Genomic DNA, 11,071 nt, shown 5'->3' with positions numbered 1-11,071 from the left:
TTTTACTGCTTTTTTGTTTACATATTTTTAATAGCTGAAAATATGTATCTATTTTTCCCATTCAAATTTCAGTTCAATATCATCTCTTTCTGGTTCTGGAAACTGAAAATTACTATCTATTTTTCTTAATTTTTCTTTTATTCTTTCTGGTGTCGAAAATTTATATTTAGGATAAAACTTTATATCGTATTCTTTGTATTTTGGATTTTTATAAAATTTTTTAAATTCATCTTCTTTTAATTTACTAAATTTTACTAATTCCCAAGAGTATCTATTAATATTTTCTTTTGCTTCTACAATAGCTCCAGGTAATCCATTAAGTTTCCATGGACCTATACTAACAGGTATATCTAAAGTGTACCAAACTTCATAGTTTCGTCCTCTAAAATTTGATGTTGCTTTTTTTAAATTAAGATTATTTTTTATTTTTGTTTCATCAGTTAGAAGCCATTTTATTTTGGGTGTTTTTTCTTTAAATATCATCATCTCTATATCTATTTGATCTTGTGTCAAAGTTAATGAGTCTTTAAAATTGTTATAAATAACTATATCATCTATTATATCATCTCCTAACATTATCATATTATCATCCGTTGAATTTTCTGTTTTTATACCTTTTTTTAAAACAGTGTATACACTTTCTTTTGTTTTTGTATTATACTCTAAAATAGCATTATAACTAGAATATCCTACCATTGGCATATTATCACCAAATTTATATTCCAATTTATAAACCTGCCCAAATAAATTCGTATTTATTAAAGTTACTAAAATAACAATTAAAAAGTTCTTCATTTTATGTTGTTTTGTATTCATTTTTTATGACCAATTGCATCAAAAAAAATCAATGTATACGTATACATTGATTTTTTTTGATGCAATTTTTTTTATTAAAATTGAGAAGCGTATTCTCTAGCTTTATTATTACAATCTGATTCAGAAGAAGCATATACAATAGTGTACCCTACTAATTTACCATTTTTATAAACACTAATTTCGCAAGATCCAAAATCAGTTTTAACAATTTTTGTAAAATTCCCTGTTCCAGCGAATGCAGAAGATGCTCCTAATAAAGCAAAAGCTCCTAATAATAAAATTTTCTTCATTTTTACTTAGTTTAATTTGTTAATCTTTACTAAACTAAATATTAATATTTATATAATCAAATTTTAAGTACTTAATTATTAGAATGAAACATTTTTACATTAGAATTGTGATTTAATCAAACTCTATAACACCTTTTATGTTAAGTAAAAGGTGTTTTGTATTATAACTTATAAATTAATTCGTTTTCTTCTGATTGTTGAAGTTTAGATTTTTGTAAAAGTTTCAACGTTTCGGGTTGATTTGCATTTGCTTTTGCAGCAATTTTATCTAATTTCAATTCATTTTTTGCATAATCTACAATCGCATTCAAAACTTCTGTTCCATATCCTTTGTTCTGAAATTTGCGTTTCAGACGAATGTTGATAACTGCGCCATATTTCGTTTGACGCAAACCTCCCCAACCAACAAATCGTCCGCTTTTTTTCTCGTGAACACCCCAAAGACCAAAACCATGTTCTTGGTAATGTTTCTCCATATTTTCGATAAAAAACTTCGCTTCGTCTTCTGATTTATATGGTTTTTCGTTGACAATTTTCATCAATTCTTTGTCAGAATTTAATTGAAATAATTCGAATGCATCAATCTCAAAAAACTCTCGTAATACCAAACTTTTTGTTTCGCAAATAACTTTCATTAAAACTTTTTAGTTCTTGCAAAGTTACTTCGATTTAAAGAATAAAAAAAGTCTTACCAATTATGATAAGACTTTTATATTTACTTTTTTGTTGTTGTTTTTGGTTTTGCTGGAGTTGTTGTTTTAGGAGGCGTAGCTGTTGCTTCCGAAACCTTTTGGTTAATCTCTTGTGTTAAGATTTGTCTTTTTAGATTGAAGATTTCTGTATCTTTTTGATCAATCTTAGCATCTAAATCTTTTACTTTTTGCGTTAATTCTGCAACTTGCTTTTCTTTTTCGTTTAATTGAGTATAGAAAAGTTTTGATTTTTCTCCAGAACTATTCAATGCAGAATACAATTCTTGCAAATTAGTATCATGTTCTTTTTGAGCCATTCTAATCATAGCTTGTGCATTTGTCAAAGCTGTATCTTTAATGTATAATTCGCTTTTAGCTTTTGCTAAATCTTTTTCAAGAGTTTCGATTTTCAAATTAGCTAATGTCAAATCTTTAGATGTATTTGATTGATCGTCTAAAGCTCTGTAATAATTAGCTTCCAATTCTTGGTGTTGTTTCTGAGGAACGCAACTTGCAATTGCAAAAAGTGTTAAACAACAAAGTACAATTTTTTTCATTTATATAATCTTAAACGTCTAATTCTAATAAAACAGGACAATGATCTGAGTGCTTTGCTTCTGGTAAAATTGTCGCACGCGTCATATTTTTTTCTAATGTATTACTCACCATATTGTAATCGATTCTCCAACCTTTGTTATTATTGCGCGCATTTGCACGGTAAGACCACCACGAATAATGATGAGGTTCTTTTACAAAATAACGAAAAGAATCAATCATATTACATTCATCAAGAAAAGCAGTCATCCATTCTCTTTCGACAGGTAAAAAACCAGAAACTTTTGCATTACGAACAGGATCGTGAATATCAATTGCTTCGTGACAAATGTTATAATCGCCACAAATTACAATGTTTGGATGAGAGATTTTAAGTTCTTTGATATAATCTTTAAAATCTTCGCAAAATTGTAATTTAAAGTCTAATCGATCAATATTTGTTCCACTTGGCAAATACAAACTAATTACCGAAACATTGTCAAAATCAAGTCTCAAAACGCGACCTTCTCTGTCAATATAATCTATTCCAGTTCCTATTTGTACATGATTTGGTTTTATTTTCGAGAAAATAGCCACTCCGCTGTATCCTTTTTTCTCTGCTGCATGCCAATAAATGTGATAACCCAATTCCTCAAACGGTTTTGTGTCCACTTGTTCTTGCATTGCTTTTGTTTCTTGAATACATAAAACATCTGGTTGTGCAGCCTCTAACCATTCAACCAAACCTTTCGTCATCGCAGCGCGAATTCCATTTACATTGTAACTGATGATTTTCATAGTTAGCGAAATTACTAAATATTTATGACGGATTGATTTAGAATGATAAATAAAGTGAATATTTTTTGTAACTTTTTAGAAGTTAATGCGTCTATATAATAAAAGACATCTATATGAAATACATTTTTCTTCCAATTTTAATATTCAGTTCGTTAGGATTTGCGAGTTGTTCGGTCGATTTAAATTCTAAATCACCAGCTTCTAATTATTTAGATCGAGTAGAAGCGAGTAGTAATACAGTAACGGAAACGCGTAAAGTTGCTTCTTTTGAAGGAATTGACGTAAGTAGCGCAATAAGTGTTACAGTCGAGGATGGTAATTATAATGGTCAAATTTCGGTTGAAGCGCCAGATAATATTATGAATAGAATCACGACTGAAGTGAAAAATGGTGTTTTGGTGATGAAAATTAATGGAACAGTAAACTTGAAAAATTCTTCTATTAAAATTAAATTCCCTCATCAAAAATTACGTTCGTTTGATCTATCAGGTGCAACGAGTGTTACCGTTTTGCCAACGCAGAAAGTAGAAAAAATGGCTGTTGATTTATCAGGAGCTAGTAATTTAAAATTAGATGTGGTTTCGAATTCTATTTCGGTTGATAATTCTGGTGCATCAAGTATGAAAATTTCTGGAAATGTACAGGATTTAAACATTTCAGTTTCAGGAGCTTCTTCGTTTATTGGAAAAGAATTGAAAGCTGCGAATGTAGTTGTTGATTGTTCTGGAGCAAGTTCTACAACAGTTTGGGCTGTGAACAGTTTGACTGCTGATAGTTCTGGAGCGAGTTCTGTTCGTTATGTTGACGAAAATGGATTGAAAACGAAAGTGAGCATTTCGGGAATGTCTTCTATCAAAAGAATAAACTAATAGTTTTTGTTTAAAACTATGATAAGTTAATATTTAGTACTACAAAAAAATCGGATGAATTTCATCCGATTTTTTATATCTATTTTCTTTATTAGAATTGCCAACCTAATGTCAATAAGAATAAATTGTTGTCTAATTTAACTTTTGGAGCATAAGTATTAGGTAAAGAAACAAATTCATTATTAATATTAATATAATCTGTTCCACCAATCAATTGTTGATATTTTTGCGTTTGATATTGATAAGCTGCATCTATATAGAATCCACCAAAATCATATCCTAAACCAAAACTTGCACGATTAATATCTCCTTGAAATGCTTTCGATAAAACAGCTGCATTTGTTACAACATTGTTTTCGTTTGCAATATCCATTGTAAAATCTTTGTAAGGAGAAGTTACATAATTATAACCCGCTCTTACTTTGAAACGATCTACACGGTATTCTGCACCAACTCTAACTTCACTTGAATTTTTTACAAAATCATTGATAAAATTATTAGAAGAATTAAAATATTGTGATGGTTTTAATTTTGTATCATTGTTCATGTGGTACGTATAATCAGCACCAAGTGATAAATTTTTACCAACAACAAAACCTAAACTTCCTACAAGGCGACCACCACGTGTCATATCGTAATCAGAAGAATACATATAATAAGAAACTACAGCAGTTCCGTTATTGATGAAGTTTGCTGCATAATAATCTTCCGAAACATTGTACCAAACAGGAGAATGATAAGCCGCTCCTAAACGTACATTGTGATTCACTTTGTAAATAGCACCTAAAGAGAAAGAAAATCCTTGCCCAATTTCACTATATGGAGCTCCATCTGCATTGTATACATAAGTTTTTCCATTGTCGTCATCACGCTCTGCATATTGTTCGTATCCCGAATAGTTAGTTTCGTGGAAGTTTAATCCAAATCCTAAGTAGACTTTGTCGTCATAGCTAGTTCCTAAATTAACAGAGAATTTAGATTTGTATCCATCTATATCTTTAATGTAACCATTGAAAGTTCCATTTGGATTATCAAATTTAATTCCTTCATTTGTTCCAATTGATGAATAATTGTCTAAACGCTGATTAAGATAAGCGACACCAACTGTGAAACGATTCCATTTTGAAGCTTCATTTGCAAAAACAAATGTTCCTCCAAATTGTTGGAAATCAAAATTGCTTTCAGATTCTTTGATATTTGTTCCGAAATTAGTTTTGTTGCTAAAAGTAGAAACACCAGCTGTTACTTGGACATCAGAGTTAATTGCTACTCCTAATCCAGCAGGGTTTTGCTCGACAGAAGTAATGTCACTTCCTAATGCACCAACAGCTCCACCAACACCAATATATTTAGCATTTCCGCTGTTAATATCTTGCGAATATAAATTTATAGCATTTGTAGAATACTGAGTTTCGTATCCTTTGTTCTGTTGTGCAAAAGCCAATGTACCAGCTAAGGTACAAAGGCTTAATAATATTTTTTTCATTTTTATATGATCTAAATCTAGTTATCTTCTTCCTCCACGAGAGCCTCCTCCTGTGCTACTTCCTCGAGAACCACCTCCCATGCTTCCGCTACTCATACTACTACCTCTACTTGGAGAAGGTGTAGAATATGATGGGCGAGAATTGTTCATGCTATTTGTTCTTTCATAGCTTCTCGTTGGTTGTTGGTATTGTTGAGCTTCGCGAGTCGGTCTTGTGTTGTAAGTAGGCTGTTGTGTTTGTGTCGGTCTTACTTCACGAGTTGGACGTGTTGTATTGTTAATTGTATTATCACGAGTTGGTCTTAAACCTGTAGAGATTTGGTTGTTTCTACCATTTAAACTTCCAACAGGACGAGTAGAATTAATCGTGTTATTTAAACGACCACCATTTCTGTAACCTGGTTGAGAATAAATTCCTCTTGGACGATTGTATCCATATCCATATCCATAATAACCAGGATATCCGTACCAATTGTTCCATCCGTAGTAACCTCCGTAATATCCACCATACCAAGGATTGTAATATCCCCAATGATATGGATTATAGAAACCTCCCCATCCGTAGCTGTACCAAGGATTGTAATATCCCCAATGATATGGATTATAGAAACCTCCCCATCCGTAGCTGTACCAAGGATAGTTGTTCCAGATATTAATTTCTACACCATCATTACGTCCCCAGTTATAATTACTCGATCCGTTATAAGTTAATGTATAGTCGTTGTTTCCAAAATAATTGTAACCACCTAAACCATATCCGTTAATTTTAACTTTGGTTGCTGATTTAGATTGAGTATTATCATTTGTGCTATCAACATCATCTTGGTAATAAAATTGTTCTGCGCCATTTCCTTCTGCATCGAAGTATGGACTACCAATTTTTATTTCCCCTTGATTTTCTTGTTCACCTTGCTCGTTACCGTATTGTGGTTGAGCTTGTTGATAGGTTTTATCTGTTTTCGGATTATAGTAAACTCCGTCGCTTTCGTAACCACTTGGTTGATAAGTCGAACAAGATGAAATTCCTAATGCAGCCACAAGAATTAATGTAGTTGCAGAAATTTTATTAGAAATTTTATAAACTTTGTTCATAATTATAAATTTACATCGTTTGTAATAATTAAATTTGCATAAATTTAAAGGCAATTTTTATGCCAAGTAAAGATACGAAACTTATCAACAAATATAAAAGATTATGGCAAAATTAACAACTCGTGCTGAGGATTATTCTAAGTGGTACAATGAGCTTGTTGTAAAAGCAAATTTAGCTGAGAATTCGAAGGTTAGAGGGTGTATGGTGATCAAACCATATGGCTATGCTATTTGGGAAAAACTACAAGCAGAATTAGACAAAAGATTTAAAGAAACAGGTCATCAAAATGCTTATTTCCCCTTATTTGTTCCTAAAAGTTTATTCGAAGCCGAAGAAAAAAACGCAGAAGGTTTTGCAAAAGAGTGTGCGGTTGTAACGCATTATCGATTGAAAAATGATCCTGATAACAAAGGAAAGTTGATTGTAGATCCAGAAGCAAAATTGGAAGAAGAATTAATAGTTCGTCCAACTTCAGAAGCAATTATTTGGAGTACATACAAAGGTTGGATTCAGTCGTACCGCGATTTACCAATTTTGATTAATCAATGGGCAAATGTTGTGCGTTGGGAAATGCGTACGCGTTTGTTTTTGAGAACTGCCGAATTTTTATGGCAAGAAGGACACACAGCACACGAAACAAAAGATGAAGCAATTGCAGAAGCGCAACAAATGCAAGAAGTGTATGCGGATGTTGTAGAGAATTTTATGGCAATTCCAGTTGTAAAAGGAAGAAAGTCAGATTCTGAGCGTTTTGCGGGTGCAGATGACACGTACACAATTGAAGCGTTGATGCAAGATGGAAAAGCTTTACAAGCGGGAACTTCTCACTTTTTAGGGCAAAACTTTGCGAAAGCTTTTGATGTAAAATTTGCTAGTAAAGAAGGAAAACAAGAATATGTTTGGGCAACTTCTTGGGGAGTTTCTACTCGTTTGATGGGGGCATTAATTATGACGCATTCTGATGATTTAGGATTAGTTTTACCTCCAAAATTGGCACCAATTCAGATTGTTGTTGTTCCAATTTATAAAACAGAAGAACAATTAGAAGAAATTCGTCAAGTAGTGGATAAATTTTCATCAGAATTGAAAGCGAAAGGAATTTCGATCAAATTTGATGATGATGATAAAACGAAACCAGGTTGGAAATTTGCTGAATACGAATTGAAAGGTGTTCCTGTACGAATTGCAATTGGACCAAAAGATTTAGAAAAAGGTCATGTTGAGGTTGCTCGTCGTGATACATTAGAAAAACAATTTATTGCGTTGGATAATGTGTCAACTGAAGTAGAGAAATTATTAGAAGATATTCAAACTAATTTATTCCAAAAAGCGTCAGATTTTAGAGATACTCACACAACAGAAGCAACAACTTTTGAAGAGTTCAAAGATATTATCGAAAATAAAGGTGGTTTTGTTTCAGCTTTATGGGATGGAACAGAAGAAACAGAAGAAGCTATAAAAAATGAGACGAAAGCAACAATTCGTTGTATTCCTCAAGCTTTTGAAACGCCTACAGAAGGAGTAGATGTTTTCTCTGGAAAACCAGCAAAATACAGAGTTTTATATGCGAAAGCATATTAATTTGTTAAATAATAATTAGCAAAAAAACTTTCTAAAATAAATGAGGAGCTATTAATTAGCTCCTTTTTTATTTTAATGTTTTTTGGCGTGCAATTCTTTTAAACGTAGTTACTATAGCAGAATATTATTTTTTGTTAAATATCAATCATTTACAAAAAAAGGAGTATATTCGATTACTAATTAACACTAACATATATGAGAAAAACTCTACTGTCGGTATTCTGTTTATTTTCTATGTATGGACTATCAGCACAACAGAATGTATTATGGGAAAAGTCTATAGGAGGAGAGCAAGCAGAATATCTTTATAATGCTATTTCTACACCTGATTATGGATTCTTGATTTTAGGTAGTTCTGCTTCTGATACAACAGGAGATATCCAAAAGAAAAATCAAGGAAGTTTAGATTATTTCATTTGGAAAATGGATGAAAATGGGAAGCAAGAATGGCAAAATTCTTTTGGTGGAAACGGTTCTGATTTCTTGTATTCGGCTAAACCTACTGCTGATGGTGGATACATTTTAGCTGGAGCTTCTACTTCTTCTAAATCAGGAGATAAAACAAGTGATAATCAAGGTAACGAAGATATTTGGATTATAAAACTTGATGCACAGGGAAAACTACAATGGCAAAATTCTTTTGGAGGAAATGGAAATGATATTCCAGTTGATGTGATTAGAACCAATGATGGTGGTTATTTAATTGCTTCAAATTCCAATTCTGTTTCATCTGAACTAAAGAAAAGTAAACATTTTGGAGGAAATGATTATTATATCATCAAGCTAAATGAAAAAGGAAAAATCCAATGGGAAAAATCTTATGGAGGGATTTTTGATGATAAAATAAAATCTGTTGTCGAAACAAAATCTGGTTTTCTCTTAATTGGAAATTCTAATTCTCCTGCTTCAGGAAATAAATCAACCGATCAAACTTCAAATGCAACTTGGATTATTCAGATAGATCAAAAAGGAGAAATTATTTCAGAGAATAATCTTGGTTTAAATTCAGAAAATCAATTAATATCATTTCAAGAAAACGAACATAATTTCATTTTTTCTGTGAATGAAAAGACTGAAAAAATATTTAAACCAAAAGTGATTCAGACTGATTTTGATTTAAGAGTTCAAAAAAAGACAGAATTAGAGATAAAGGATAATTTAGCCATTACAGAAGTTAAATTAATTGATAATAAATTTCTTCTTACAGCCAATCAAATTACCTCTTTAGATCAATTAAAAAGTAACAATCATTCTATCGAGAGTTACTACATCACGCTATCTTTTGATCAAAATGGTTCAGAGATTTGGAACAAGAAATTTGGAGGAAAAGGTTTCAATTATCTCGAAAAAGCAATCACCACTCGTGATGGCTCAATCATTCTATTTGGAAACTCTACTCAACAAGCCAAAGGAAACAAAGGTCAATCCGATTTTTATTTAGTGAAATTAGGAAAAGAAGGTGATGATATCAAACGAGTATACATCGAAGCTTATCCAAATCCTACAAAAGATATTGTGAATGTTTTAATTAACAAAGAGTTTGAAAAAGCATCGATTGAGATATATAATTTAGTTGGACAACATTTTCAAAGTAAAGAAGTAAAATACCGTTCTACACCAATTTCGTTAGGGAATTATCCAGCTGGTGTTTACATCCTAAAAATCAACACAGACAACCAAACTGAATCTATTAAAATTATTAAAAAGTAACTTATGAAGAAGATTTACTTAGTATTTAGTTTAATATTAATAAATAATTTGAATGCACAAATTAAAGATTATGAGAAATTTATTCCAAAATCTCCTGAAATTTCAACCATAGGAAAATACATTGATAAACCAATATCATTAAGCTCAGGTAGTGTTGATTTTCAAATTCCTATTGAAGAAATCAAAGTTGATAATAACATTAGTATCCCTATAATTTTAAAATATAATACTGAAGGGATAAAAGTAAATGATCAAGCAACTAGTATTGGTCTTGGTTGGAGTTTATCAACAACTTCTTTCATTACAAGAAATATAAGAAGCTTACCTGATAATTATAATATAAATTTAAAAGTTGATATAAATCGTATAACAGAAGGATTAAATAGTAACCCAGGAAGTGCTTCAGCTCATTGGTTAGAAGGAGCTACAGAAACGGGAATAGATAGCGAGCCTGATGAATATATTGTTAATATTTTTGGCACGAACTTTCATTTTTATTACAATTATCAAACAAATAAATTTCAAACTACTCCTAATAATGATTTTATCATAATTGGAACAATAAATAACGGGAATATTCAATTTTTTAATATCATTGATAATAAAGGAAATGAATATTTTTTTAATACTACTACATTTATTCCAAACACCACATTTATTAGTGAACAAGGAGGCTCACCTGGCTCAAATTCTGGCTACAGAAATACATGGTATCTTTCTAAGATAATAACGAAAGACAATACTGTAGTAGAATTAAATTATGAAGAAAATTTTTCGAATACGAGCTCTTTTGAAAATGTCAATCATACATCACAATATATGTATGTAAGCTCAACTAACAACTTTTTAGGAGATGTTTCAAGTCCTTATGCTATTCTAGCTAATGGTGCTAATAATGGCTATATTAAGATTGGAAGTAAATATCCTATTTCTGATGATTTAGTTAATAATCATAAAATAGATATTGTAAATAATATTTATTCTGTATCAAATTATAATGATTTAATATTAAGTCAGATAAAAATAAATAATAAAAAAAGGGTTGAATATGTTAAAAGTTCAACACTTCGTGAAGATTTAAATTCATATAAACTAGAAAGTATTAAAATCCTTGATACAAATGAAAATATAATTAAATCCTTTGACCTGAACCAATCTTATTATAATCAAGAATATACAAATTCTAGATTAGATTGTTCAAA

The 11,071-nt window shown here is 30.9% G+C and carries 11 protein-coding genes; 4 read left to right on the top strand and 7 right to left on the bottom strand.

What is annotated here, in order from left to right; genetic code table 11:
* Positions 1-48 precede the first annotated feature (48 nt).
* The 5 genes from N5D03_RS14135 to N5D03_RS14115 form a co-directional block, all read right to left on the bottom strand.
* Positions 49-816, bottom strand: a complete 768-nt coding sequence (locus N5D03_RS14135) for a GLPGLI family protein (RefSeq protein ID WP_280052018.1) — start codon at positions 814-816, stop codon at positions 49-51.
* A gap of 74 nt (positions 817-890) precedes the next feature.
* A complete protein-coding gene (locus N5D03_RS14130) occupies positions 891-1,106 on the bottom strand; it encodes a hypothetical protein (RefSeq protein WP_280052017.1) in 216 nt (71 codons plus the stop codon).
* 161 nt (positions 1,107-1,267) lie between these two features.
* The gene (locus N5D03_RS14125; protein WP_125349662.1) at positions 1,268-1,741 is read right to left on the bottom strand and encodes a GNAT family N-acetyltransferase; all 474 of its coding nucleotides are present in this window, start codon (positions 1,739-1,741) and stop codon (positions 1,268-1,270) included.
* Between the two features lie 80 nt (positions 1,742-1,821).
* Entirely contained in the window at positions 1,822-2,355 is a 534-nt protein-coding gene (locus tag N5D03_RS14120) for a hypothetical protein (protein WP_038332722.1), read from the bottom strand.
* Between the two features lie 10 nt (positions 2,356-2,365).
* A complete protein-coding gene (locus tag N5D03_RS14115; protein ID WP_038332724.1) occupies positions 2,366-3,130 on the bottom strand; it encodes an exodeoxyribonuclease III in 765 nt (254 codons plus the stop codon).
* Positions 3,131-3,243: 113 nt separating this feature from the next.
* Here N5D03_RS14115 and N5D03_RS14110 point away from each other — a divergent pair, with 113 nt between their 5' ends.
* On the top strand, positions 3,244-3,999 hold the full coding sequence (locus tag N5D03_RS14110) for a DUF2807 domain-containing protein (RefSeq protein WP_280052016.1): 756 nt from the start codon (positions 3,244-3,246) through the stop codon (positions 3,997-3,999).
* A 91-nt stretch (positions 4,000-4,090) separates the two neighbouring features.
* Here the strand turns inward: N5D03_RS14110 and N5D03_RS14105 are convergent, their stop codons facing one another.
* Together N5D03_RS14105 and N5D03_RS14100 are read right to left on the bottom strand one after the other, a co-directional pair.
* Positions 4,091-5,485, bottom strand: a complete 1,395-nt coding sequence (locus N5D03_RS14105) for a hypothetical protein (RefSeq protein WP_280052015.1) — start codon at positions 5,483-5,485, stop codon at positions 4,091-4,093.
* A gap of 21 nt (positions 5,486-5,506) precedes the next feature.
* Positions 5,507-6,577: a hypothetical protein gene (locus tag N5D03_RS14100; protein WP_280052014.1), complete on the bottom strand. Its 1,071-nt coding sequence runs from the start codon at positions 6,575-6,577 to the stop codon at positions 5,507-5,509.
* A 103-nt stretch (positions 6,578-6,680) separates the two neighbouring features.
* On the opposite strand from N5D03_RS14100, the gene proS reads away from it, so the two are divergent.
* From proS to N5D03_RS14085, 3 genes are all read left to right on the top strand, one after another.
* Positions 6,681-8,159, top strand: a complete 1,479-nt coding sequence (gene proS, locus N5D03_RS14095) for a proline--tRNA ligase (RefSeq protein ID WP_280052013.1) — start codon at positions 6,681-6,683, stop codon at positions 8,157-8,159.
* A gap of 195 nt (positions 8,160-8,354) precedes the next feature.
* The gene (locus N5D03_RS14090) at positions 8,355-9,869 is read left to right on the top strand and encodes a T9SS type A sorting domain-containing protein (RefSeq protein WP_280052012.1); all 1,515 of its coding nucleotides are present in this window, start codon (positions 8,355-8,357) and stop codon (positions 9,867-9,869) included.
* Positions 9,870-9,872: 3 nt separating this feature from the next.
* Positions 9,873-11,071 (top strand): hypothetical protein (locus N5D03_RS14085; RefSeq protein ID WP_280052011.1); only part of this gene is annotated, 1,199 nt, incomplete at its 3' end.

This window comes from Empedobacter sp. GD03861, assembly GCF_029840885.1.
Lineage (GTDB): Bacteria > Bacteroidota > Bacteroidia > Flavobacteriales > Weeksellaceae > Empedobacter > Empedobacter falsenii_B.
This window is presented reverse-complemented; position numbering and strand designations above follow the sequence as displayed.